This is a genomic window from Streptomyces sp. R818, assembly GCF_056172735.1.
This window is the reverse complement of sequence record NZ_JAOCNE010000011.1, coordinates 40,910-64,965: the sequence shown is the minus strand read 5'-3', so window position 1 is coordinate 64,965 and position 24,056 is coordinate 40,910. Positions and strand designations below refer to the sequence as shown.

General features: G+C 73.3%; 20 protein-coding genes and 1 pseudogene. 5 read left to right on the top strand and 16 right to left on the bottom strand.

Features of this window, described 5'->3' with window-relative positions; translation table 11 throughout:
• Positions 1 to 15 precede the first annotated feature (15 nt).
• Complete coding sequence (gene pssA, locus N5I75_RS25140) at positions 16 to 828, top strand: CDP-diacylglycerol--serine O-phosphatidyltransferase (protein WP_476680856.1); 813 nt, start codon at positions 16 to 18, stop codon at positions 826 to 828.
• A gap of 285 nt (positions 829 to 1,113) precedes the next feature.
• Here the strand turns inward: pssA and N5I75_RS25135 are convergent, their stop codons facing one another.
• The 5 genes from N5I75_RS25135 to N5I75_RS25115 all read right to left on the bottom strand — a co-directional run bounded on the left by N5I75_RS25135 (position 1,114) and on the right by N5I75_RS25115 (position 6,147).
• A complete protein-coding gene (locus N5I75_RS25135; RefSeq protein WP_476680854.1) occupies positions 1,114 to 2,388 on the bottom strand; it encodes an ABC transporter substrate-binding protein in 1,275 nt (424 codons plus the stop codon).
• Positions 2,385 to 3,500 carry a branched-chain amino acid ABC transporter permease gene (locus tag N5I75_RS25130; RefSeq protein WP_476680852.1) on the bottom strand — a complete coding sequence of 372 codons (1,116 nt, stop codon included), beginning with the start codon at positions 3,498 to 3,500 and terminating at the stop codon, positions 2,385 to 2,387. Before N5I75_RS25130 ends, N5I75_RS25135 begins: the two co-directional genes overlap by 4 nt.
• Complete coding sequence (locus N5I75_RS25125; protein ID WP_476680850.1) at positions 3,493 to 4,383, bottom strand: branched-chain amino acid ABC transporter permease; 891 nt, start codon at positions 4,381 to 4,383, stop codon at positions 3,493 to 3,495. Before N5I75_RS25125 ends, N5I75_RS25130 begins: the two co-directional genes overlap by 8 nt.
• Complete coding sequence (locus N5I75_RS25120) at positions 4,380 to 5,216, bottom strand: ABC transporter ATP-binding protein (RefSeq protein WP_476680848.1); 837 nt, start codon at positions 5,214 to 5,216, stop codon at positions 4,380 to 4,382. The genes N5I75_RS25125 and N5I75_RS25120 overlap by 4 nt, the downstream gene beginning before the upstream one ends.
• Before the next feature lie 148 nt (positions 5,217 to 5,364).
• Positions 5,365 to 6,147, bottom strand: a complete 783-nt coding sequence (locus tag N5I75_RS25115; RefSeq protein WP_476681272.1) for an ABC transporter ATP-binding protein — start codon at positions 6,145 to 6,147, stop codon at positions 5,365 to 5,367.
• Between the two features lie 264 nt (positions 6,148 to 6,411).
• On the opposite strand from N5I75_RS25115, the gene N5I75_RS25110 reads away from it, so the two are divergent.
• On the top strand, positions 6,412 to 7,611 hold the full coding sequence (locus tag N5I75_RS25110) for a PucR family transcriptional regulator (protein ID WP_476680847.1): 1,200 nt from the start codon (positions 6,412 to 6,414) through the stop codon (positions 7,609 to 7,611).
• 593 nt (positions 7,612 to 8,204) lie between these two features.
• Here the strand turns inward: N5I75_RS25110 and N5I75_RS25105 are convergent.
• A complete protein-coding gene (locus N5I75_RS25105) occupies positions 8,205 to 9,356 on the bottom strand; it encodes a glycerate kinase (protein ID WP_476680846.1) in 1,152 nt (383 codons plus the stop codon).
• A gap of 149 nt (positions 9,357 to 9,505) precedes the next feature.
• Between N5I75_RS25105 and N5I75_RS25100 the strand changes: the two genes are divergently transcribed.
• From N5I75_RS25100 to uriT, 3 genes are all read left to right on the top strand, one after another.
• Positions 9,506 to 10,594: an ADP-ribosylglycohydrolase family protein gene (locus N5I75_RS25100; protein ID WP_476680844.1), complete on the top strand. Its 1,089-nt coding sequence runs from the start codon at positions 9,506 to 9,508 to the stop codon at positions 10,592 to 10,594.
• 147 nt (positions 10,595 to 10,741) lie between these two features.
• On the top strand, positions 10,742 to 11,689 hold the full coding sequence (gene uriH, locus N5I75_RS25095; protein ID WP_476680842.1) for a uridine-preferring nucleoside hydrolase UriH: 948 nt from the start codon (positions 10,742 to 10,744) through the stop codon (positions 11,687 to 11,689).
• Positions 11,686 to 13,128, top strand: coding sequence for a uridine transporter UriT (uriT, locus tag N5I75_RS25090; protein ID WP_476680840.1), 1,443 nt, complete (start codon positions 11,686 to 11,688; stop codon positions 13,126 to 13,128). The genes uriH and uriT overlap by 4 nt, the downstream gene beginning before the upstream one ends.
• A gap of 8 nt (positions 13,129 to 13,136) precedes the next feature.
• On the opposite strand, the gene N5I75_RS25085 is transcribed toward uriT, so the two are convergent.
• From N5I75_RS25085 to N5I75_RS25040, 10 genes and pseudogenes are all read right to left on the bottom strand, one after another.
• On the bottom strand, positions 13,137 to 13,625 hold the full coding sequence (locus N5I75_RS25085) for a methylated-DNA--[protein]-cysteine S-methyltransferase (RefSeq protein WP_476680838.1): 489 nt from the start codon (positions 13,623 to 13,625) through the stop codon (positions 13,137 to 13,139).
• 18 nt (positions 13,626 to 13,643) lie between these two features.
• Positions 13,644 to 15,113, bottom strand: coding sequence for an AlkA N-terminal domain-containing protein (locus tag N5I75_RS25080; RefSeq protein ID WP_476681270.1), 1,470 nt, complete (start codon positions 15,111 to 15,113; stop codon positions 13,644 to 13,646).
• Positions 15,114 to 15,779: 666 nt separating this feature from the next.
• Positions 15,780 to 16,296: pseudogene (locus tag N5I75_RS25075) on the bottom strand (O-acetyl-ADP-ribose deacetylase).
• Positions 16,293 to 17,711: a phytoene desaturase family protein gene (locus N5I75_RS25070; RefSeq protein WP_476680836.1), complete on the bottom strand. Its 1,419-nt coding sequence runs from the start codon at positions 17,709 to 17,711 to the stop codon at positions 16,293 to 16,295. Before N5I75_RS25070 ends, N5I75_RS25075 begins: the two are co-directional and overlap by 4 nt.
• A 116-nt stretch (positions 17,712 to 17,827) precedes the next feature.
• On the bottom strand, positions 17,828 to 18,691 hold the full coding sequence (locus N5I75_RS25065) for an inositol monophosphatase family protein (RefSeq protein WP_476680834.1): 864 nt from the start codon (positions 18,689 to 18,691) through the stop codon (positions 17,828 to 17,830).
• A 103-nt stretch (positions 18,692 to 18,794) separates the two neighbouring features.
• Positions 18,795 to 20,636, bottom strand: a complete 1,842-nt coding sequence (locus N5I75_RS25060; RefSeq protein ID WP_476680832.1) for a gamma-glutamyltransferase family protein — start codon at positions 20,634 to 20,636, stop codon at positions 18,795 to 18,797.
• A 198-nt stretch (positions 20,637 to 20,834) separates the two neighbouring features.
• Complete coding sequence (locus N5I75_RS25055; RefSeq protein WP_476680830.1) at positions 20,835 to 21,236, bottom strand: cold-shock protein; 402 nt, start codon at positions 21,234 to 21,236, stop codon at positions 20,835 to 20,837.
• Positions 21,237 to 21,311: 75 nt separating this feature from the next.
• Complete coding sequence (locus tag N5I75_RS25050) at positions 21,312 to 21,992, bottom strand: DUF4232 domain-containing protein (protein ID WP_476680828.1); 681 nt, start codon at positions 21,990 to 21,992, stop codon at positions 21,312 to 21,314.
• Positions 21,989 to 22,711: a response regulator gene (locus N5I75_RS25045; RefSeq protein ID WP_476680826.1), complete on the bottom strand. Its 723-nt coding sequence runs from the start codon at positions 22,709 to 22,711 to the stop codon at positions 21,989 to 21,991. Before N5I75_RS25045 ends, N5I75_RS25050 begins: the two co-directional genes overlap by 4 nt.
• On the bottom strand, positions 22,708 to 24,027 hold the full coding sequence (locus N5I75_RS25040; protein ID WP_476680824.1) for a sensor histidine kinase: 1,320 nt from the start codon (positions 24,025 to 24,027) through the stop codon (positions 22,708 to 22,710). Before N5I75_RS25040 ends, N5I75_RS25045 begins: the two co-directional genes overlap by 4 nt.
• Positions 24,028 to 24,056: the final 29 nt, after the last annotated feature.

Here is a 24,056-nt window from a genome sequence, read left to right as displayed (position 1 = left end):
GCAGGCTGGGTGCCCGTGAGCGACAACGACGAGGTGGACGACGCGGAGGAGATGCCGCTCTCACTGCGCCTGTCGATAGCGGACACCCTCACCCTCGGCAACGCCACGTGCGGCTTCATGGCGGTCTACTTCACGACGACCGGCATCCTCATCCCGCACATCCAGGGGAGCAACGACTCCGGCATGGCGCGGCACTCCGCCGCGACCGCCGTGATCCTCATGCTCGCCGCCGCGATCTTCGACCTGTTCGACGGTCTGGTCGCCCGCAAGCTGCGTTCCTCGCCGATGGGCGCCGAGCTGGACAACCTCTCGGACCTCATCAGCTTCGGGCTCGCGCCCGCGTACTTCGTGCTCGTGTACGGCATGGTCGCCGACGACGCGCACCAGAGAGTCGCGGCCGTCGGGGCCATCGTGGTGCTGTTGGCGGTGGTGCTGCGGCTTGCGCGGTTCTCGTGCGTGACCGTGAAGGACGGCACGTTCCAGGGGATGCCGTCGCCGTTCGGGGCGCTGACCGTCGTGTCGATCGTGCTGCTCGAGCTGCCCTTCGTGGCCACTCTGCTGGCCATCATCGGTACGGCGTGGCTCATGGTCAGCCGGGTCGAGTACCCGAAGCCGCGCGGGCGCCTCGCGGTGGCGATGCTGTCCTGGATCGTGCTCAGCATGGGGCTGCTCGCGGCCTGGGCGTTCGACGCGCCCGGGGGACAGCTGCTGCTCCAGACGGGCTGTGCGCTGCAGCTCGTGCTCGGGGCCGTCATTCCGCTGTTCGCCACTGCGCGGCGGGTGAACAACTTCCGGGACAACCGGCGTGAGGCGCGGGCCCAGTCGTAGGCCGACGCAGCGCGTGAACGGTGGGCCCGAGCCTTTCGGCTCGGGCCCACCGTTCTTTTGCGCCTGGGCGCCGCAGGGGCGGCCGTCCTGGGGCGGGTACCGCGCCATCGTGGCTGGTCGCGCAGTTCCCCGCGCCCCTGGGCGGCGTGACGAGGGGCCCGAGCCTTCAGTGGCTCGGGCCCCTCGTGCTTCGTGCCTACGCGCCGTAACGGCATGTGCCGGCTTGCGGGTGCCGGCTCGTCGTGGTTGCTCGCGCAGTTCCCCGCGCCCCTTGCGGGGCGCTACTCAGCCTGCGCTCTGCGTGTACGTCTTCGCCTCCGCGGCCTCTCCGGGCTGCTGCACCACCTTCAAGCCGCCCACCGCCGCCTTGTCGGGCTGGAGGATGACCGACTTGTAGGAGGACGGGGCCTTGGGGTCGGTGAAGTTCTGGTCGACGCCGAAGCCCATGTCGTAGCCGTTGAGGGAGAGCAGCGCCTTGTCGACGCTCTCGCGGGTCAGGTCCTTCGACTCGCACGCCTTCTTCAGGGCCTCGCCGAAGACGCCGGCGGCGGTCCAGCCCGCCACGACGCCGTTGTCCAGGCCGTCCTTCGGGTACGCCTTCTTGTAGTCGGCGACCAGCTTCTTCGCCTCCGGGGTGTCCGCGCCGATGGGCAGGGACGGCGAGGCGACGTAGTAGTTGGCGAGGAGGGCCGGGGCCGCCTGCGTGCCGAGGAGCTGGGGGGCGTACGCCGAGTTGTTGCCGATGACCGGGACCATCAGCTTCGCCGCCGCCGCGACACCGACCAGGGACGCCGCCTGGCGGGGGCCCGCGCTGATCACGATGGCCTTGACACCCGCCTTCTTCAGGGCGGCGACCTGCGCGGTCATGTCGTTGTCGGTGGGCTTGATCTTCTGCTCGACGACGGTGAGCCCGGCCTCCTTGGCCATGAACTTCGAGCCCTTGAGCGCGCTCTCGCCGTAGTCGCCCTCGAAGTAGACGTGGCCGAGCTTGTCGCCCTTCTTCAGCCCCTTCTCCTTCATCAGGAAGTCGATCGCGTTGATCGTCTCGATGTCGTACGTGGAGCCGATGATGCGGACGTACGAGCTGCCGAGGAGGTTCGAGGACCAGGCCTGCGGAAGGACCAGGGTCTTGTCCGCGTCGATGCGCTTCTCGACCGCCGCGACGAACGGCGAGCCGATGAACTGGGTGAAGCCGAGGACCTTCGGGGACAGCTCCGTGTAGCCGGCGACGGCCTTCTGCGGGTCGTAGCCGTGGTCGCGGACGGTGAGCTTGAGCTGGTATCCGCAGATGCCGCCGTCGGCGTTGACCTGCTTGACGTAGAGCTGCTGGGCCTGCGTGACGCTCTTGCCGAGGGTCGCGTAGACGCCGGTCATGTCGGTGAGGACGCCGAGGTCGATGGTCTTGCCCGAGATGCCCTGGCCGGTCTTGATGCCGCCCGCGCTCTGCTTCTCGTCCCCTCCCCCGTCCTCGGCCTTGTTGCTGCACGCGGCGGTGAGCGCGAGCAGCGCGGCCACGGTGGTCACCGTGAGCGTGCGGGTGGGGCGCGTACGGGCGGTCATGATTCCTCCTGAGGGTGTTTCCGGGTGCGACGGGCGAGTTGCACGAGACCGCCCGGTAGGAACAGGACCACTGCCACCACGGCGGCGCCGTAGAGGTAGCGGGATGCCTCGCCCGGGGCGACGCCGCCGGTGCCGGGGGCCGAGACGAGGGGCAGGGCGTCGCTGTAGCGGGTGAGGATCTGGGGCAGGAGCGACACGAACGCGGCGCCCACCACCGCGCCCGCCACCGAGCCCAGGCCGCCGATGACGATCATGGCGAGGTACTCCAGGGAGAGCGTGATGCCGAAGTAGTCCGGCACCGTGCGCTGGAAGACCAGGGCCAGGAGGACGCCGGCGAGGCCCGCGTACATCGAGGAGAGGATGAAGACGGCGCCCCGGTAGCGGGCGACCGGGACGCCCAGGACGCCCGCGGCGATGCGGTGGTCGCGGATGGCGTTCATGGCGCGGCCGGGCCGTCCCCGGAGCACTCCGCGGGCGAAGAGGCCGCAGCCGAGTAGGGACAGCAGGCCGAGGTACCAGAGCTTCTCGGCGGAGCCGAAGGGGACGCTCGCGACGTTGAGCGGCGTGTCGTCGAAGGTGAGCCCGAACAGGCTCATCGCGGGGACGTCGCGGCCGTTGGCGCCGCCGGTCAGGTCCTCGGCGTTGAACAGGACGTGCTGCCCGATGAAGATCAGGGCGAGGGTCGCGATGCCGAGGTACGCGCCCTTGAGGCGGCCCGCGATGGGGCTGAACAGGCCGCCCGCGACCCCGGCGACAAGAACCGCGAGGACGGCGGCGAGCCACGGGGGCAGGCCGAGCCCGTTGAGGTCCTCGCCGCGCTCCCCCGCGAAGACGCAGTACCCGTACGCGCCGACGGCGAGGAAGAAGGCGTGGCCCATGGAGAGCTGGCCGGTGGCGCCGGTGAGGAGGTTCAGGCCGATCGCGCCGATCGCGGCGGCCATGGCGAAGAGGCCCGCCTGGAGCCAGAACCGGTCGAGGTAGAAGGGCAGGGCGAGCAGGAGCAGGGCGCAGACGGCGATGACGTAGCTGCTGCGGCGGGTGAGGAGCGAGCGGGCCGGGGTGTCGGGCTCCGGGTGGTCCGCGGTCTTGGTGGCGGCGAGGGTGTCAGACACGGGCCAGCTCCTTCGTGCCGAAGAGGCCGGAGGGCCGCAGCAGGAGAATCACGGTCATCACGAGGTAGGGCGCGAGGTCGCCGAGGCCGCGGCCCATGAACGCCAGCTCGCTCTGGTAGCCGGTGGCGAGGGACTCGGTGACGCCGACGACGAGGCCGCCGACGAGCGCGCCCGTGGTCGAGTCGAGCCCGCCGAGGATCGCGGCGGGGAACGCCTTCAGGGCGGCGAGCGACGTGGCCCGTTCCAGGCCCGGTGTCGGGAACACGCACAGGAACAGCGCGGCGACGGCCGCGAGCCCGCCCGCGACGGCCCAGGCGCCGAGCGACACCCGGTGCAGGCGTACGCCCATGAGCGCGGCCGTCTCCCCGCTCTCGGCGGCGGCGCGCATCGCGACGCCCCACGACGTGTAGCGGAAGACCAGCAGGAACGCGGTGATGAGCAGCGCGGCGGTGACGAACGCGGCGATGCGGGTGTGCGCGATGGACACCCCGCCGACGGTCAGTACGTCGTCGCCCCACGGGTCGCCCATCGACAGGACGTCGGTGCCGAGGCGGCGGGTGAGTTCGGTGGTCAGCAGGATGTCGACGCCGATGGTGACGATGGCGAGGACGGACTGGTCGTGCCCCCGGTAGCGGCGCATCACGAAGAACTCGACGGCGGCGCCGACCACGGCCGCGGCGGCGATGCCGACGCCGAGCGCGGGCCAGAAGCCGATGTCGTCGTGGAGGACGGCGGTGACGTAGCCGCCCGCGAGGAGCAGCGAGGCGTGGGCGAAGTTGACGACCTCGGTGGCGCGGAAGATGACGACGAAGCCGAGGGCGATGAGGGCGTACACGGAGCCCATGGAGAGCCCGTTGAGGAGGAGTTCCAGGAAGGTGGTCACGCCGTGGCCGCTCCGTTCTCGCCGTCCTCGGCGGGTGCGCCCAGGTACGCCTGGATCACCGCCGGGTCGTTCTGGACGCGCTCCGGTGGTCCGCCGGCGATCCGGCGGCCGAAGTCGAGGACGGTGACCTCGTCGGCGAGGCGCATGACGACTCCCATGTCGTGTTCGACCAGGACGATGGAGATGCCGAGGCTGTCCCGGACACCCGCGATCACGGCGGCGGTACGGCGCCGCTCGTCCGCCGTCATTCCGGCGACGGGCTCGTCGAGCAGCAGGACACGGGGCTCCATGCACAGGGCGCGGGCGAGTTCGGCGAGCTTCTGCTGCCCGTAGGGCAGGGCGCCGGTGGGGGTGGAGAGCTGGTCGGCGATGCCGACGAACTCGGCGATCTCCCTGACCCGCGCGCGGTGCAGGCGCTCCTCGCGGACGGCGGAGGGCAGCCGCAGCCCGGCGGCGACGAAGCCGGTACGGGTCAGCCGGTGGCGGCCGAGCAGGAGGCTGTCGGCGACCGTGGTGCGCGGCGGCAGGGCCAGGTTCTGGAAGATCCGGGCGACGCCGAGCCCGGCGATGCGGTGCGGCGAAAGGCCGGTGAGTTCCTGGTCACCGAGGTGGACGGTGCCGGAGGTGGCGCGGTAGACGCCGGAGAGGACGTTGAAGCAGGTCGACTTGCCCGCGCCGTTGGGCCCGATGACGGCGTGCACGGTGCCGGGCGCGACGGTGAAATCGATGGCGTCGAGCGCGGTGAGCCCGGCGAAGCGGACGGTGAGGTCGCGGACGCGCAGGGGCAGGACGTCGGCGGCGGCCGTCGCGGTCGTGGCGGTCGTGGCGTTCATCGGGCGCCTCCCGCGCGTGCCGGCCGCGCCGTGTGCCCGGCACCGTACTGAGGCCCGTCGGCGGCCTTAGGGACGAAGCGCGTGCGGTCCGGCTCCCGCGCGGGTCCGGAGGAGGGTGCGGGGAGCGCGTCGGTCGCGGTGGGGTGCCTCATCGTTCTCCTCCCCAGCGCCGCAGGACCGGGGCGTGCGACGCGCCGCCCGAGGCGTCCGCCGCGGCTGTCTCGTCGACGACGCCCAGGTAGCGGCGGCGTACCTCGTCGGAGCCCGCCAGTTCGTCGGCGGGGCCGTGCAGGGTGATCTCGCCGACCTCCAGGACGTAGGCGTGCGAGGCGAGGCGGAGCGCGAGCGCCGCGTTCTGTTCGACGAGGAGGACCGAGACGCCCTGGGCGTTGATCTCCCGGACCGTGTCGGCGATGCGGGCCGCCATCAGCGGGGCGAGGCCGAGCGACGGCTCGTCGAGCAGGAGCAGGCGCGGGCCCGCCATCAGGGCCCGGCCCACCGCCAGCATCTGCTGTTCGCCGCCGGAGAGCAGCCCGGCGCGCTGGTGCGCCCGGTCGGCGAGGACCGGGAACAGTTCATGGACGCGGCGCAGCGCCGCCGCCTTGTCGGCGCGCGAGCCGGTCGAGCCGAGCGCGCCGGCCCGCAGGTTGTCGGCGACGGTCATCCGGGCGAACACCCGTCGCCCCTCCGGTACGTGGCAGACGCCGGCGGCCACGACGCGGTCGGCGGACAGGCCGCTGATCCGGCGCCCGCCGAACCGTGCCTCGCCGGACGTGACCGTCCCACCGTGGAACTGCAGCGTGCGCGAGACGGCGCGCAGCAGCGTCGACTTCCCCGCGCCGTTGCCGCCCAGCACGGCGACGCAGGCGCCCTGCGGCACCTTCAGCGTCACATCGCGCAGGGCGCGTACGGGGCCGTAGCCGACCGACATCGTGTCGACGGCGAGGCCCTCCCCTTGTGCATCGGTCACTCTGTGTCCCTCCCTGGACCGGTGGCGCTCACGACAGCACCGCGCGGGCGGCCCGTCCACGGGCGGCCCGGGAATCGCTGCGCGGGCCCAGCGCCCGCCCGCCTCGGTTGTGCGCGCGCACAAGACCCCGTGTCAGAGCCCTGCCGGGGACGGGCGCGGGATGACATCCTCCGGACGTACAGGAAGGTCCTTTGCCGTCGCTTTACGAGGTGTTGGGGAGGGGCGATGGGCGGGCGCAGGCATCGCACCGGGCAGGACTGGAAGCTCCTGAAGGAGGCGTGCACCACGCTGCTCGAACGGGTGCCCGAGCTGGTCGACGAGCATCTGCGGCAGCTGACCGCGTTCTCCGACGTGTACGCGCGCGTGCTGCCGTACGACGTCCAGTGGCGCGAGGCCGAGGAGACGATGCGGATCGGCATCGAGACGATCTCCGCGCCGCGCGACTCGCCCCGGCGGGATCTGGCGTACGCGGAGGAGGCGGGGCGGCGCCGGGCGGGCCAGGGCCTGCCCCTGGACCTGCTGGTGCACGCGTACCGCAACGCGGGCTACCTCGTCTGGGACGCCCTGATGGAGAGCGCGGGCCGCGAGCCCGACCGGCTCTCCGCCCTCATGCGGTCCGCGACGATGGTGTGGGCGGCGGTCGACGCGCAGGCGGAGGCGGCGTCGGAGGCGTACCGGGCGACGGAGCTGGAGTTGCGGCGGCGCACGGACGAACAGATGCAGGCGCTGCTCGACGCGTTGCTGGAAGGGCGGCCCGCGCCGGGGCTCGCCGCGCGGGCCGCGGCCGGGCTCGATCTGCCCGAGCACGGGCCGTACGCGGTCGTCGTGCTCCGGGTCGAGCGGCGGGACGGGCGGGAGGCGTTCCACCGGCGGATCCAGGACCCGGGGTTCCGGTTCGTCTGGCGGATGCGGGCGGATGGTGAGCTGGGGGTGGTGGCGCTCGGCGCGGGGCGTGAGCTGGAGGAGTTGGCGGCGCTGCTCGACGGGCGGTGCCCGGGGCCGGGTGGGCTGAGCCCGGTCGTCACGGGGTTGGCCGAACTGGGGCATGCGCGGCGGCTCGCGGAGCTGGCGCTGCGGACGTGTCCTCCGCAGACGGCGGGTGTCGTCCGGCTCGACCAACGCATGCCCACGGCGCTCGTGGTGAGCCAGCCCGATCTGGCGCAGCGCCTCGTCGCCGGGGTCTTCGGCGAGCTGCTCTCGCTCGAACCCGCCGATCGGGCTGTGTTGTTGGAGACCTTGGATGCGTGGCTGGCCTGCGAAGGTTCCGCCGGGCGGGCGGCTGGGCGGTTGTACTGTCACCGGAACACTGTGTTCAACCGGCTGCGCCGGCTGGAGCAGTTGACCTCGCGGTCGTTGTCCCGGCCGCGGGACCTGATGGAGATGACACTGGCACTGGACGCGTACCGCTTGTCACACGCGCCGTAGCCCCGACAGCCCGGCCGAACGCCCGCGCCTCCCATCGTGGCCGCTCGCGCAGTTCCCCGCGCCCCTGGGGGTGAGTGGGCGGCTGCCGCGCCGTCATGGTCGCTCGCGCAGTTCCCCGCGCCCCTGGAGGTGAGTGGGCGGCTGCCGCGCCGTCGTGGCCGCTCGCGCAGTTCCCCGCGCCCCTGGAGGTGAGTGGGCGGCTGCCGCGCCGTCATGGTCGCTCGCGCAGTTCCCCGCGCCCCCGGGACGCGCACTTCGTGCGCTGTCTTCTCTGGGGGCGGCCGCGGCGCCGTCGTGGCTGGGCGCGCCGTTCCCCGCGCCCCTGAGATGCGCACTTCGTGCGCCATCTCGGGGGCGCCGTCGCGCAGTCACGACGACACTGCGACCGCACCAACACCCTTCAGGGGCGCGGGGAACGGCGCGACCAGCCACGACGCGGCTCGCACCCATCAACAACGCGACAGGGGCAGCCCCCAGGGGCGCGGGGAACTGCGCGACCAGCCACGACGCGGCTCGCACACGTCAATGGCGCGACAGGGGCAGACGCCTAGGGGCGCGGGGAACTGCGCACAACAGGTCCGCCCCGCGCACCCTCAGCCGAGGAAATCCGTCGCGATCCGCTCAGCCACGTCCTCCAGAATCGGCCCCGCCTCCGCGATGCAACGCGAGACGTCCGGTTCGAGCTGGGTCAACGCGTAGGCGCGGCGAATGCCGGCCCGGCCGAGCGTGGACGGGTCGAGGGCCAGGCGGCCGCAGACCGCGACGACCTCGATGCCGGCCGCGCGCGCGGCGGACGCCACACCCGCCGGCGCCTTGCCGTGCAGAGTCTGCTCGTCCAGAGACCCTTCACCGGTGATGACGAGCGTGGCCCCTTCGAGCGCCGGCCCGAACCCGAGGACGTCGAGCATGACCTCGATCCCGGCCCGGAAACTCGCCCCGAGCCCGACAAGGGCTCCGTACCCGATCCCCCCGGCGGCCCCCGCCCCCGGCGACTCCGCGTACTCAAGCGCCTGAGGCCCGACACACTCCCCGAGCACCTTCGCGAAGTGAGAGAGCGCCGCGTCGAGTTCGGCCACGTCCTCGGGCGAGGCACCCTTCTGGGGACCGTAGACCGCGGGCGCGCCCTTGGGCCCGGTGAGCGGATTGTCGACATCGCTGGCGAGGACGACGGACACCGAGGAAAGGCGCGGGTCGAGACCTGACAGGTCCGCGGAGGCCAGGGAGGCCAGCGCGCCACCACCCGGCCCGACCTCCGCCCCCGACGCGTCCAGGAAACGCGCCCCGAGCGCGGCCAGCATCCCCGCCCCGCCGTCGGTCGTGGCACTGCCCCCGACGCCGAAGACGATGGACGTGGCCCCCGCGTCGAGCGCGGCGGCGATGACCTCACCGGAGCCGTACGTCGTGGCGGTGAGCGGGGCGAAGACGCCCTCGGGCAGGAGTTGGAGGCCCGACGCCTCCGCCATCTCCACCACGGCCGTGGAGCCGCGCAGCGCGTACGCCGCCGTCACCGGCTCACCCAGCGGCCCGGTCACCCGGACCTCACGGCGCTCGAACCCGGCCGCGACCGCCGCCGCGACGGTGCCGTCCCCGCCGTCCGCGACCGGCACGGACGCGATCTCGACGTCCGGCGCGACCCGGCGCAGCCCCGCGCTCACCCGCTCGGCGACCTGCACCGCGGTGAGCGACCCCTTGAACTTGTCCGCAGCGATCAACACGCGTCGCGCGGCCTGTGCAGCGTCCGCCACCTTGCTCCCCTTGCTGTTTCGGGCCTTGCTCGCGTCAAGGCAGTCGCGCCGCTGCGACCTTAACCGCAACAGGGGCCCGCTGCCCAGGGGCGCCCACGGGCTGACCAGGGGCACTGGCAGGCGGGGTGGGAAGCGAGTAGACCGGGTTCATGACGCCGACGGCCCCTCCCGCCCGCCCCGCGCTCACCGAGGACGCCCTCGCCGACCGCGTCCTCGGCGGCTGGCTCGGCCGCGTCGCCGGGAACATGCTCGGCAAGCCGGTCGAGCAGGGCGAGGTGTGGACGCGGACCCGCATCGACCGCTATCTGCGCGAGGCGGAAGCGCTGCCGCTGACCGACTACCTCCCCCAGCCCCCGTCGGAGGAGATCGCCTCGGCGCTGCGCCCCGAGTGGCAGCGGTGCGTACGGGGCCGGGTGCACGGCAGCTGCCGGGACGACGACGTGGACTACGCGATCCTGAACCTGCACCTCCTCGAAACCTTCGGCTCCGCGTTCAGCACCGAGCAGGTGGGCGAGGTGTGGCTGCTGCGCCTTCCGTACCTGCAGACGTTCACGGCGGAGCGCGCCGCGTACCGCAATCTGGCGAACGGGCTGAAGCCGCCGCTGACGGCCACGTACGACAACCCCTACCAGGAGTGGATCGGCGCGCTGATCCGCGCTGACGTCTACGGCTGGATCTCGCCCGGTGATCCGCGCCGGGCCGCCTACCTGGCCCGCCGCGACGCGGTGCTCTCGCACACCGGGAACGGGGTCTACGGCGCGATGTGGGCGGCGGCGCTGGTGGCCGCCGCGTTCACGGCGCCGTCCGCGCGGGCCGCGCTCGACGCGGCGCTGACCACGATCCCGGCGAGCAGCCGCCTCGCCCGTGTGGTGCGCCGTACGACGTCGCTGCACGACGCGCGTCTGAGCTGGGAGGAGACGCTCGTCACGGTGGAGCGGGAGACGGCGGGGCTCGGCTGGATCCACACGGTCCCGAACGCCGCCGTGATCACCGCCGCGCTGCTGTACGGCGGCGGCGACTTCACCCACACCCTCGCCCTGACGGTGCGCGGCGGTCTCGACACCGACTCCAACGGGGCGACGGCCGGGTCCGTGGCCGGTGTCCTGTGCGGGGCCGAGGCCGTTCCCGGGCAGTGGGCGGCGCCCCTCGAGGACCGGGTCCGCAGCGCGGTCTTCGGCTTCGACGGGGTGCGGATCAGCGAACTGGCCGAGCGGACGGTGGCGCTGATCCACCTCTAGGATCGTTGTGGAAGGCTCGCCTCCACTTCCTTGGACGTCCGCACGAACCAGACCGCCACATCTTGGTCATCTACGCGCGTTGACAACACAGCCTGTGACAGGTGAGCTGTCCGTGGACAGTTTTTCGGAGCAAAGGGGCTCATTCCGTTGGCCAGGAAGATCATTCTCGACTGCGACCCGGGGCACGACGACGCGATCGCCATGCTCCTCGCGCACGGCAACCCCGACATCGACCTGGTCGCGGTGACGACCGTCGTCGGGAACCAGACCCTGGAGAAGGTGACCCGCAACGCCCTCTCGGTGGCCGCCATCGCCGGGATCACGGGTGTGCCCTTCGCGGCGGGCTGCGCGCGACCGCTGGTGCGCGAGATCGAGACCGCCGCCGAGATCCACGGCGACACCGGCATGGACGGACCCGAGCTGGCCGAGGCAACCACCGAGCTGGACGACCGGCACGCCGTCGACCTCATCATCGACACCGTCATGGCGCACGAGCCCGGCGAGATCACCATCGTGCCGACCGCGGGCCTGACCAACATCGCGCTCGCCGTGCGCAAGGAGCCCCGCATCGCGGAGCGCGTGCGCGAGGTCGTGCTGATGGGCGGCGGTTTCCACGAGGGCAACTGGCGCCCGGTCGCCGAGTTCAACATCGTCATCGACCCCGAGGCCGCCCACATCGTCTTCAACGAGAAGTGGCCGGTCACGATGGTCGGCCTCGACCTCACCCACCAGGCGCTCGCCACCCCCGAGGTCGAGAAGAAGATCGCGGCCGTCGGCACCAAGCCGGCCGCGTTCGTCCTCGATCTCCTGGAGTTCTTCCGCGAGGCCTACCGCGAGAACCAGGGCTTCGAGCACCCGCCCGTGCACGACCCGTGCGCCGTCGCGTACGTGATCGACCCGAACGTCATGACCGTACGCAAGGCGCCCGTCGACATCGAGCTGCGCGGCACGCTCACCCTCGGCATGACCGTCACCGACCTGCGTGCCCCCGCGCCCGACGACTGCCACACCCAGGTCGCCGTCGACCTCGACCACGAGCGGTTCTGGAACCTCGTCGTGGACGCCCTCGTCCGCATCGGAGACCCGGCGGCATGAGCGTCGACGCCACCCCCCACACCCCGGCCGGCGGCCCCCGTACGGGCCGCCCCGCCCGGGTCGGCGCCCTGATGGCCGCACTGCTCGCGGCCAGTTTCGCCTTCCAGCTCAACGCGTCGATGCTCAGCCCCGCGCTGTCCACGATGGCCGACGAGCTGCACACCACGGCCTCGGCCGTCGGCGTCACCCAGACGGCGTTCTTCACGGCCGCCGCGCTGTTCTCGCTGTTCCTGCCGCGCCTCGGCGACCTGATCGGCCGCCGCAAGGTGCTCACCGGGATGATGGTCCTGATGGCGGTCGGCTGCGTGATCTCCGCGCTCGCCACGTCGGTCGGCACGCTCGCCGTCGGCCGCGTCATCCAGGGCGCGTCGGGCCCCACCATCCCGCTCGCGCTGATCATGCTGCGCGTCGAGGTCCCCGACCCGAAGCGGTACGGGACCCTGCTCGGCCTGGTCACGGCGGTCAACGGCGGTATCGCGGGCGTCGACTCGTTCGCGGGCGGTTCGCTCGCCGAGCACCACGGTTACGCGTCGATCTTCTGGGTCATGACCGCGTTCGCGGCGCTCGCCGCCGTCCTCGTCCGCTTCCTCGCGTCCGAGTCGCGCGCGGAGGAGCGCCCGCCGATGGACTGGCCCGGCGTCGCCCTCCTGGTCGTCTCCGTCGGCGCGCTGCTCATCGCCTTCAACGAGGCGGGCAAGCTCGCCGACGCCAACTGGCCGCTGGCCATCGGGCTCCTCGTCCTGGCCGCGCTCGCGTTCTGGGCGTTCTGGCGGCTCGAGACCCGTACCCGTACGCCGTTGATCGCCACGCACCTGCTGAAGCGGCGCGCCACCTGGTCACTGCTCCTCTCCACCATGCTGACCATGACCGGCGTCTTCGCCATCATGAACGGGCTGCTGCCGGGCTTCGCCCAGGACGCCGGCGTCGGCCTCGGCCTGGGCGCCGAGGGCGCCACCTGGTGGACCCTCACGCCCTACGCGCTCGCGGGCCTCGCCATGGGCCCGCTGGCCGGACGGCTCGCGGCGGGCTTCGGCTACGGCCGCGTCCTGCGCATCGGCCTGATCTCGACGGCCGTCGCGACGGTGCTCGCCCTGCTGACCCTGCGGACCGACTCCTCGGGCCTGCTGCTCGCCTCGTCGATCCTGCTCGGCGCGACCTACGCGGGCACGGTCAACATCATGCTCAACGGCCTCGGCATCCTCCTCTCCCCCAAGGAGAACCCGGGCTTCCTGCCGGGCCTGAACGCGGGCTGCTTCAACCTGGGCGCGGGCCTCAGCTTCGTCCTCCTGTACGCGGTGATGGACGCGGTCGCCCCCGCCGACGGGACGTCCGTCGGCGGGTACAGCGCCGGTGTCATCGCCGGGCTCGTGCTGATCGTGGCGGCGCTGTGCACCTCCCTGCTCATCCCCAAGCCGGTGGACGCGGAGGCCAAGCCCTAGAAGAGGCCTCAGAAAAGCGCCGTGCCGCGCTCGAAGTCGAGCAGGCGGCGCTTGCGCTCCAGGCCGCCGCCGTACCCGGTGAGGCCGCCGCTCGCGCCGATCACCCGGTGGCACGGGACGATGACACCGACCGGGTTCTTGCCGTTGGCGAGGCCCACGGCGCGGGAGGCGGCCGGGTTGCCGAGGGCGGCGGCCAGCTCGCCGTACGTACGGGTCTCGCCGTACGGGATCTGCTGGAGCTGCTCCCAGACGGAGCGCTGGAACGGCGTGCCGTGCAGGTGCAGCGGCACGTCGAAGGTGATCAGCTCGCCGGCGAAGTACGCGTTCAGCTGGTCGATGACGGCGCCGAAGGGGCGCTCGTCGCGCGCGCCGAACGTCTCCTCGGCGGGGCGGTGGCGCTGTTCGGTCATGTAGAGACCGGAGAGCGTGCCGTCGGTGGCGACGAGGGTGAGCGCGCCGTAGGGGCTGTCGACGACGGTGTACTGCTTGCTTTCCATGGCCGTACGTTCCTTTCGCTAGCTGGGGAGGAAGTTGATCGGGTGACTGTCGGTCGCCCAGAGGTACTGGACGGCGTACGCGCGCCAAGGGCGCCAGGCCGCCGCCCGCGCGGTGAGCGCCGCCGGGGTGTGCGGCAGGCCCAGCTCCCGTGCGGCGCGCCGCATCCCGAGGTCGGTGGGGAGGAAGGCGTCCGGGTCGCCGAGGGCGCGCATGGCGATGGCCTCGATGGTCCAGGGCCCGAAGCCGGGCAGTGCGGCGAGGCGGGCGCGCGCCTCGTCCCAGTCGGACTCGGGGCCGAGCGTCAGCTCTCCGTCGGCGAGTCGGCGTACGAGGGTGATGAGCGTGGTCCGGCGCGTGCGCGGGAGCGCGAGGGCCTCCGGGTCGAGCGAGGCGAGGGCCTCCGGCGTCGGGAAGAGGTGCGTGAGGCCGCCCTCGGGGTCGTCGACCGGTTCGCCGTGCCCCTGGACGAGGCGGGCCGCGTGGGTGCGGGCGGCGGCGGTGGAGACCTGCTGCCCGAGCACGGCGCGGACCGCGAACTCGGCCTCGTCGACCGTGCGCGGGACCCGGCGGCCCGGCGCCTTGTCGACGAGCGGCGCCAGCAGCGGGTCGGCGCGCAGCCGTTCGTCCACGGCGACCGGGTCGGCGTCGAGGTCGAGCAGGCGGCGGCAGCGGCTGATGGCGACGGTCAGATCGCGCTGGTCGGTGAGGACGAGCCGGCACCCGATGTGCCGCTCGGCGCCCGGGGTCAGGGTCACGATGCCGTGCCCGTACGGGAGCCGCAGCGTGCGCCGGTACGCCCCGTCCCGCCACTCCTCGACCCCTGGCACGGCGGTCGCCGCGAGGTGGCCGAAGAGGTTGTCGGGGGTGAGGGGCGCGCGGAACGGCAGCCTGAGCGTGATCGCGCCGGGCGCGCTCGGCAGTCCCTGGGGCGCGCGGGTGCGCAGCTCGCTCGGGGAGAGGGCGAAGACCTCGCGGACGGTGTCGTTGAAGGTGCGGATGGAGGAGAACCCGGCCGCGAAGGCGATGTCCGCCATCGGCAGCGCGGTCGTCTCGATCAGCAGCCGCGCGGTCTGGGCGCGTTGCGCGCGGGCGAGCGCGAGCGGCCCGGCGCCCAGCTCGGCGAGGAGCTGCCGCTCGATCTGCCGCACGCTGTACCCGAGCCGGCCGGCCAGCCCCGGAACGCCCTCCCGGTCCACGGTCCCGTCGGCGATCAGCCGCATCGCGCGGGCGGTGAGATCGGCCCGCTGATTCCACTCCGGCGACCCGGGACTGGTATCGGGCCGACACCGCTTGCAGGCCCGGAACCCGGCCTGCTGACAGGCGGCGGCGCTCGGATAGAACCGCATGTTCCGCGCCTTGGGCGGCACGACGGGACAGCCGGGCCGGCAGTAGATACGGGTGGTCACGACGGCGGTGAAGAACACCCCGTCGAACCGGGTGTCCTTGGCCTGCACGGCCTGAACGCACCGCTCGGTGTCGGTGTGCATGGCGGCGATGCGGTGGTCGCTCCCGCGGGTGGGGTCGGTGCGCGGGGCGCTGGCGTAGGAGGCGTGCTCGGCGGTGGGCATGGGTCCAGCATCGGGCATGGTGAGCGGCCTGGCTGGCGGGAATCCGACATGGCCCTCAACCCGCGTACACGGGGTCACGACCGCCGCCCAACAGCGGCTCCGCCGCAGGACGCAACCCATCACGCGGCACCGGCGCGCCCGAGAGGACGCACGAAGTGCGCCTCTCAGGGGCGCGAGGAACGGCGCGCCCAGCCACAACGAAACCCGCACAGGCCCACCGGCCCACCAAGGGGCGCGGGGAACGGCGCGCCCAGCCACGACGAAACCCGCACGGAGCCACCGGCCCACCAAGGGGCGCGGGGAACGGCGCGACCAGCCACGACGAAACCGGCACGGGCCCACCGGCACCGGCCCACAAAGGGGCGCGAGGAACCGCGCAACCAGCCACGACCAAACCGGCACGTGGCCACCGGCCCACAAAGGGGCGCGGGGAACGGCGCGACCAGCCACGACGAGACCCGCACGGGCCCACCGGCACCGGCCCACAAAGGGGCGCGAGGAACTGCGCGACCAGCCACGACGAGACCCGCACCCGGGAGCCGGGGTTCTCAGAGGCGCCGGTTCAGCGCGCCCGCCCCGAACAGCTCAGTCCAGGTACCCGGCGAAAGCCAGGCGTGCTGGTTCGTCGAACAGCACGAACCGCACCTCCTCTATCCCGGCAGGGACCGCCCCCCCGAACCGTCTCCACCGCGATCCGCGCCCCGTCGTCCAGGGGCCACCCATAGATCCCCGTGGAGATCGCGGGAAACGCAACCGTACGCGCCCCCAGCTCAGCCGCCACCTTCAGCGACTCCCGGTAGCAGGAGGCGAGCAGCTCCGACCGGTCCTCGGTGGCGGACCAGCGGGGCCCGACCGTGTGGATGACATGGCGGGCCGGAAGCCGGCCCCCCGTGGTGGCCACGGCCTGGCCGGTCGCCAGCCCCTTGCCGTAGTGGGACGCACGCAGCGCCCGGCACGCGGCAAGGATTTCGGGCCCGCCCCGCCGGTGAATGGCCCCGTCGACTCCCCCGCCGCCGAGCAGCGACGAGTTCGCCGCGTTGACCACGGCGTCGACGTCCTGCCGCGTGATGTCGCCCTGGACGAGGGTCAGTCGCGTACTCATGTCGCTCGCAGTCTGCGCCAGACGGCCTTCGCCGCGTTGTGCCCGGACATGCCGTGCACACCGGGCCCCGGCGGGGTCGCCGAGGAGCAGAGGAAGACGGCCGGGTGCGGGGTCGTGTACGGGGAGAGGGACAGTCTGGGCCGGAGCAGGAGCTGGAGGCCGCCGACGGAGCCGCAGGAGATGTCGCCGCCCACGTAGTTGGCGTTGCGCACGGCGAGTTCGGGCGGCCCCGCGGTGGCACGGGCGAGAATCAGATCCCTGAACCCGGGGGCGAACCGCTCCAGTTGACGCTCGACGGCGTCGGTGAGGTCACCGTCCCAGCCGTTCGGCACGTGCCCGTAGGCCCAGAACGTGTGCTTGCCCTCGGGCGCGCGGGACGGGTCGACGACGCTCGGCTGCACGGTGATGAGGAACGGCGCCTCGGGCGCCCGGCCCTCGACCGACGCGGCACGCAGCGCCTTGTCGATGTCCCGCCGGTACGGGCCGACCTGCACGGTGCCCGCCTTCCGGGCCTCCGGCGCGGTCCAGGGCACCGGCCCGTCGAGCGCGTAGTCGAGCTTGAAGACGCTCGCCCCGTACCGGAACCGGTCGTAGTAACGGCCGAGCCCCGCGATCCGCGCGAGGGCGGTCGGCGAGGTGTCGAAGACGTAGGCGCGGGCGGGCGGCAGGTCGTCGAGGCGTTTGACCGTGTAGTCGGTGTGGATGACGCCGCCGAGGTCCTTCAGGTACGCGGCGAGCGCGTCGGAGAGGGACTGGGAGCCGCCGCGCGCCAGCGGCCACCCGCGCGCGTGGGCGGCGAGCGCGAAGACGAGCCCTATCGCCGACGTGGCGAAGCCGCCGAGCGGGGCGATGGTGTGGGCGACGAGCCCGGAGAACAGGGCGCCGGCCCGCTCATCGCGGAAGCGGCGCATCAGCCAGGTCGCGGGCGGCAGTCCGCGCAGGCCGAACCGGGCGAGGGCGAGCGGGTCCCGGGGCAGCGCGCTGAGCGGCAGGGACATGAAGTCCCGCACCAGGGCGTCCCAGTGCGGCAGGAGGGGTTCGACCAGACGCCGGTAGGCGCCCGCGTCCCGCGCCCCGAAGGAGGCGGCGGTCTCGGCGACGGAGCGGGCGAGGACGGCGGCCGTGCCGTCGGGGAACGGGTGCGCCATCGGCAGCTCGGGGTGGACCCAGTCGAGGCCGTACCGCTCCAGCGGCATCGCCCTGAACGCCGGGGAGTTGACGCCCAGCGGGTGCGCCGCCGAGCAGGGGTCGTGGCGGAAGCCGGGCAGGGTGAGTTCCTCGGTGCGGGCGCCGCCCCCGACGGTGGACCCGGCCTCGAAGAGGGCCACGGAGAAGCCCCGCCTGGCCAGTTCGACCGCGGCGGTCAGACCGTTGGGCCCCGCACCGACCACGACGGCATCGAGCATCGACGGCACCTTCGGACTCCTTCGTCAGCCGACGGCCACTGCCCGCACAGGATATGCCGCACCACCGACACCACCGGGCGCGGGTGCCCGCCCGCCGGGCAGCGGCGGACGGGTGAGGTGCGAGGTCAGGCGCCGTCCGCGAGGAGACCGGCGATCCGGCGCGCCGTGGCCGCGTCCCGTGCCGCCGTGAACGGCAGCGCGTTCCCGCCGGTGATCGCGAACGGGAGGCCGTCCCGGGTGAGGTGCGCGCCGCCCGTCTCCTCGACGAGGAGCAGTCCGGCGGCGTGGTCCCAGGCCAGCTCCCAGCCGAAGGCGACCGCTTCGAGATCGCCGCGGGCTATCGCCAGGTACTCCAGGCCCGCCGAGCCGCACGGGCGCGGTGCAACGCCCTCGGTGCGCAGGCCGAGCAGGGCGCGCTTCTGGGCGTCGGTGGTGAAGTCGGGGTGCGAGGTGGCGACGCGCAGGGCGCGGCCCGGCGCGGGCGCGCCCGCGGGAAGGACGCGGCCGTTGAGCCGCGCGCCCCGGCCGCGGACCGCCACCGCGAACTCGTCGAGCGCGGGCGCGTACGTCCACGACGCGAGGACCACGCCGTCGAGCGCGAGCGCGACGAGCGTGCAGAAGCCGGGGTCGCCGTGGACGAACTGGCGGGTGCCGTCGACCGGGTCGACGATCCAGACGGGCGCCGCGCCCCGGATCGCGTCGTACGTCGTCGGGTCGGCGGCGACCGCTTCCTCGCCCACCACGACGGAGCCGGGGAGCAGGGCGGGCAGCTCGCGCGTGAGGTACTCCTCGGCGCGCTTGTCGGCGACGGTCACGAGGTCGTGCGGGGCGCTCTTCTGCTGGATCTCGTGGGCCGCGAGCTGCCGGAAGCGGGGGGTGATCTCGGCGGCGGCCGCGGCGCGGACGATCCGCTCCACATCGCTCACCAGCTGGTCGTTGACATTGCGGGTCAGAAAGTCGTCGATGCTTTCTGTGACTGTTTCGATCATGCCTCCATGAGAACACGCCCCACTGACAACGCGTACTGATCGGATGAACTGTGGGTGGAATCACCATGAAATCGGTGATTCCACCCACTGTTGACCTCCGGCGTCAGCGGCCGACCGCGTACCCCTGCATCCCCCGCGGATTCGCCGCCGCCGAGAGCACACCCGTGCGCGGGTCGCGGGCGACGGCGCACAGCCGGCCCTCGGACCACGCGTCCCCCACGGTCACGTCATGGCCCCGGCGGCGCAGCCCGGCGACGACCTCCTCGTCCGTCCGCGACTCGACGGTGACCGACCCCGGCCGCATTCCGCGCGGGAAGAAGGAGCCGGGGAAGGAGTCGTTGTGCCAGTTCGGGGCATCGATGGCGCCCTGGAGGTCGAGGCCGCCGCGGACCGCCGGGCGCAGCGCCACCGACAGGAAGAAGTGCAGCTGCCACTGGTCCTGCTGGTCGCCGCCGGGCGTGCCGAACGCCATCACCGGGACGCCGTCCTTCAGGGCGAGCGACGGGGTGAGGGTGGTGCGCGGACGGCGGCCCGGGGTGAGCGAGTTCGGCAGACCCTCCTCCAGCCACGTCATCTGCAGCCGCGTGCCGAGCGGGAAGCCCAGCTCGGGCACGACCGGGTTGGACTGCAGCCAGCCGCCGGACGGTGTCGCGGCGACCATGTTGCCCCAGCGGTCGACGATGTCGAGGTGGCAGGTGTCGCCGCGGGTCAGCCCGTCGGCGGAGACCTCGGGCTCCCCCGGCACCGGGGAGGACGGGCTCTTGGCGACGGTGGGCTCGCCCGCGCCCGCGACCCCCATGGCGTCGAAACCGGGCTCACCGGCGGCGACGGCGGTCGCGTGCGCGCTCAGCCGGGGCGCGGCGCCGAGCGGACGCCCGGGGCGCAGCTCGTACGACGCCTTCTCCGGGTCGATCAGGGCGCGGCGCGCGGCGTTGTAGTCGTCGGACAGCAACGCGTCCACCGGGACGTCCTGCGCGTCGCCGTACCACGCCTCCCGGTCCGCCATCGCGAGCTTGCAGCCCTCGACGAGCAGGTGGACGTAGTCGGCGGAGCCGTACGCGGGCAGCTCGGGCGGGAGCAGGGCGAGCTGCTGGAGGAAGGCAGGGCCCTGGCTCCAGCCGCCCGCCTTGCAGAGCGTCCAGCCGTTCCAGTCGTACGTGGCCGGGGCCTCGTAGGCCGCTTCCCAGGCGGCGAGGTCGGCGAGGGTGAGGGTGCCGGTGTGGTGCTCGCCGCTGGTGTCCTTGGTGGGGCGTGCGGACTGGCGGACGAGCGCCTCGGCGATGAAGCCCTCGCGCCAGATCCGCCGGGCCGCCTCGATCTGCGCGACGCGGTCGGCGCCCGCCTCCTCGGCCTCCGCTATGAGCCGCTTCCAGGTGGCGGCGAGCCGCGGGTTGCGGAACAGCTCACCGGGCGCGGGCGCCGCGCCGTCGACCAGGTAGATCCCGGCCGAGGACGGCCACTCGGTCTCGAAGAGTTCCCGCACCGTCTCGACGGTCTCGCCGACGCGCTCCACGGGCGCGTGGCCGTCCTCCGCGTAGCCGACGGCGTACTTCAGGACCTCGGCGAGGGACTTGGTGCCGTGGTCCTTGAGAAGGAGCATCCAGGCGTCGAAGGCGCCGGGCACGGCGGCGGCGAGGGGCCCTGTGCCGGGCACGAGGTCGAGGCCGAGCGACTTGTAGTGGGCGACGGTGGCCCCGGCGGGCGCGACGCCCTGGCCGCACAGGACCCGCACCTCGCCGCCGGCCGGGGCGAGGATGATCGGCACCTCGCCCGCGGGCCCGTTCAGGTGCGGCTCGACGACGTGCAGCACGAAGCCCGCGGCGACGGCGGCGTCATAGGCGTTGCCGCCGTCCTCCAGGACCGCCATCGCGGACTGGGAGGCGAGGTAGTGCGTGGAGGACACCATTCCGAAGGTGCCCTGGAGAGTCGGCCGGGTGGTGAACAAGAGGGCTCCTAGCGGGTGGGGGTGCGGGTTTCCGGGATCGTACGAGAGGTTTTCGAAGGTGCTGTGGCGGCGTCGGTGCTGAGGCGGTGTCGAGGCTGTGGCGTCGTCGGCCATCAGGCGGCAGGGGCCTCAACGCGCCGGGGCCCGGACCGAGTACGTCGACTCGGTCCGGGCCCCGGGGTGTGCGGTGTGCGTCGGTCAGCTGTCCACCCAGCCGTGCTTGCGTCCGCTCTGCACCAGTTCGCGGCGGATCGCCAGGATCTGCTCGCCGGTCAGCGAGGGCGCGGCGCGCAGCAGCAGCTCGGTGACCTCGTTGGTGAACTCGTCGACGCGCAGGACGTCGCACAGCACGTCGTCGCCGTCGACCGCGGCGCGTCCCGCCGTCGGCACCGGGGTGCCCTCGGCGAGCTGCACGGACGACGCCTTCGGGCCGCGGTCGCCCTCCTCGATGTCGAACTCGACCTTCAGCCCCGTGCGCAGGTACGACTCGGGGATGAGGAGGTCGTTCACATGGAGAAAGACGTCCTCACCGCCGTCGTCCGGCGCGATGAACCCATATCCGCGCGCTCCGTCGAAGCGCACCACACGACCAGCGACCACGCCGACCCCCAACCACCACGGCGGACCCGGTGTCCGCGCTCCTCTGCACCGTGTGCGGATCCTAGCCCGCCGCCCTCAGCCCTTGCGCCAGGCGGTCGTGCCGAGTCTGCCCGTGCTGCCGAGGTCGAGCCCGGCGTCCGGGGCGACGGTCGCGGTGCCGCGGCCGAGGGCGGGGGCGACGACCACACGCTCGACCGTGACCGGCGGGTACGTCGTGTCGTCGTAGGTGTTGCGCCACACCCACGATGTGACGGCGGCCTCGCCGGGGCGCACGGTGATGGGGCGGGGGCCGTCGTCGCGGATGCCGGTGGTGACGGCGTCGGCGCCTTCGAGGACCCGGACGCGCTCGACGGGCGCCCCGTCCTCGTCGAGGAGTTTCAGGCGCGGGTACCCGTACAGGTCGAAGGTGGCCTTGCCGCAGTTGGTGAGGGTGACGGTGAGGGCGCGCAGGCCCATCGCGGCCTCGACGGGGCCCGGGGTGACGCGCATGCCGGAGCCGGGGCAGGGGCCGGAGGGGGCGGTTGCCGACGCGGGGGCGTCCGGACGGACCGTCCCCTTCACGTCGAGGCTTCCGTACGGCCTCGGGGTGCTGGTGTCGAGCGAGTCAGCATGGACGCGGTAGCCGTCCGCACCGGCGCCGCTGTCGGCCGTCGCCGCGGGCGGGCCCGGCGTCTGTGTCCCGCATGCCGCGACGAGCAGCGCCGTCGCCATGAGCCCCACGGCGCGCCAGGGCGCCGCTTTCCCCTTGATCGTCATGGCGTGATCCTACGGAGCTCCGCGCGCGCGGCGTCCGGTGTGCGGGCGGCGACGAGGCCCGACTCGTAGGCGAACACGACGAGTTGGGCCCGGTCGCGGGCGCCGAGCTTGGTCATGGCGCGGCTGACGTGGGTCTTCGCGGTGAAGGGGCTGATCACCATGTGCGCGGCGATCTCCTCGTTGGTGAGGCCGCGTGCGGCCAGCGCGGTGACCTCCCGTTCGCGCGGGGTGAGGCACTCCAGGCCCGGCGCGGTCGTACGGTCCGGAGGCCGGGCCACGAAGGCGCCGATCAGGCGGCGCGTGACGGACGGCGAGAGCAGCGCGTCGCCGCGCGCCACGACCGCGATCCCGGTGAGCAGGTCCTCCGGTTCGCTGTCCTTGAGCAGGAACCCGGACGCGCCCGCGCGCAGCGCCTCGAAGACGTACTCGTCCAGGCCGTAGTTGGTCAGCATGACGACGCGGACGCGGGCGAGCGCGGGGTCCTGGGCGATCCACCGGGTCGCCTCGATGCCGCTGACGCCGGGCATCTGCACGTCCATGAGCACGACATCGGGCACCCGCTCCCGCACGAGCCGCACCCCCTCTTCCCCGCCCCCGGCCTCCCCCACGACCTCGACCCCGTCCTCGGCATCGAGCAACGCCCGGAACCCGGCCCGCATGAGGGCTTGGTCGTCGACGAGGGCGACGCGGATCGCCGGGAGGGGTGCCGGGCCGGTCACGAGGCGGCCGCCTCGCGCACCGGGCCCCGCGCGGCCGGATCAGGGTCAGGAACCGGGTCAGGATCAGGGACCGCGTCCACCGGCTTCTCGCCGAACGGCAGACATGCCCGTACCTCGAACCCGCCCCCGTCACGCGCCCCCGCGACCAACGTGCCACCCAGGGCGCTCACCCGCTCCCGCATCCCCGTGAGCCCCGTCCCCTCGGTCACCGGGCGGGACGCCGACGCTGTGCCGGTGTCCGTCACTGTGAGCGTCAACTCGGACTCGCCGTAGACCAGTCGTACGTCGGCGCTCGCCCCCCGGCCCGCGTGCCGGGCCACGTTCGTCAGGGCCTCCTGCACGATCCGGTACGCCGCCCGGTCCAGCGCCGCGGGCACCTCGCGCCGCGGGCCCGTGATCGTGTAGTCGACGGGGATGCCCGCCGCGCGGGCGCGTTCGACCAGGGTCGCGGGGTCGCCGGTGGGCTCGTCCGCGCGCAGGACGTCCAGCGTGGCGCGCAGTTCGCGCATCGCCTCGCGGCTCGCCTCCTGGATGGCGAGGAGCGCGGGCGGAATCTCCTCGCCGCGCTTGCGGGCGAGGTGCACGGCGACCCCGGCCTGGAGCTTGACGATGGAGATGCTGTGGGTGAGGGAGTCGTGCAACTCCCGTGCGATGCGCAGCCGTTCCTCCCCGGCGCGGCGCCGCGCCGCCTCCTCGCGGGTCCGCTCGGCCTCCAGGGCGCGCTGCTCGGTCTGGTGGAGGTACGCCTGCCAGTTCTTGTCGGCGAGCCCGGTCACGACGGCGCACAGGAACCAGCCCGCGAGCAGCATCCCGCGCGTGGTCGCACCGTCGGCGGCGAGCGCGTCCTGCGTGCTGTAGACGGCAAGGAAGGCGCCGGCCACAGCGGCGCCGAGCCCCCGGTGCCCGGCCCGGGACGCGGTGTGCACCGCAGCGATGACCGGCAGCGCGGCGAGTGTGCCGGGGTGCGCGTGCACGGCGTAGGCTGTCGTCAGGGCCGCCGAGACGAGCAGTACGGCGCGGGGCGCCCGGCGGTGTCCGGCCAGGGCCAGCGCCGACGCCACCATCAGGACATGATCCAGCGGCGTTGCCCGGCCGTCGTCGCCAAGTGCCGCGCCGAATACGACGATCGCGGCGACCACGACGGCGAGCAGCGCGTCCCCGACGTACGCGCGCGGCCCGGGCGGCGCCGCCGACGCACCGGCCCGCCGCCCCGTCCCCGCTCCCCCGCTCGCGCGCGCATCCGCACTCGCACTCGCACTCGCACCCGCACCCGCACCCGCACCCGCACCCGCACCCATGGTCTCGTCCACCCCCACGCCCCACGCCCCCTCCGGCCGGTTCCCCC

What these genes read in the sequence shown, in the direction of transcription:
- N5I75_RS25050 (WP_476680828.1), bottom strand. Translation starts at nt 21,992, where the DNA reads ATGACGATCAAGGGGAAAGCGGCGCCCTGGCGCGCCGTGGGGCTCATG.
- N5I75_RS25080 (WP_476681270.1), bottom strand. Translation starts at nt 15,113, where the DNA reads ATGCACACCGACACCGAGCGGTGCGTTCAGGCCGTGCAGGCCAAGGAC.
- N5I75_RS25110 (WP_476680847.1), top strand. Translation starts at nt 6,412, where the DNA reads ATGGGCGGGCGCAGGCATCGCACCGGGCAGGACTGGAAGCTCCTGAAG.
- N5I75_RS25100 (WP_476680844.1), top strand. Translation starts at nt 9,506, where the DNA reads ATGACGCCGACGGCCCCTCCCGCCCGCCCCGCGCTCACCGAGGACGCC.
- uriT (WP_476680840.1), top strand. Translation starts at nt 11,686, where the DNA reads ATGAGCGTCGACGCCACCCCCCACACCCCGGCCGGCGGCCCCCGTACG.
- N5I75_RS25065 (WP_476680834.1), bottom strand. Translation starts at nt 18,691, where the DNA reads ATGATCGAAACAGTCACAGAAAGCATCGACGACTTTCTGACCCGCAAT.
- N5I75_RS25115 (WP_476681272.1), bottom strand. Translation starts at nt 6,147, where the DNA reads ATGTCGGTCGGCTACGGCCCCGTACGCGCCCTGCGCGATGTGACGCTG.
- N5I75_RS25135 (WP_476680854.1), bottom strand. Translation starts at nt 2,388, where the DNA reads ATGACCGCCCGTACGCGCCCCACCCGCACGCTCACGGTGACCACCGTG.
- N5I75_RS25120 (WP_476680848.1), bottom strand. Translation starts at nt 5,216, where the DNA reads ATGAACGCCACGACCGCCACGACCGCGACGGCCGCCGCCGACGTCCTG.
- N5I75_RS25085 (WP_476680838.1), bottom strand. Translation starts at nt 13,625, where the DNA reads ATGGAAAGCAAGCAGTACACCGTCGTCGACAGCCCCTACGGCGCGCTC.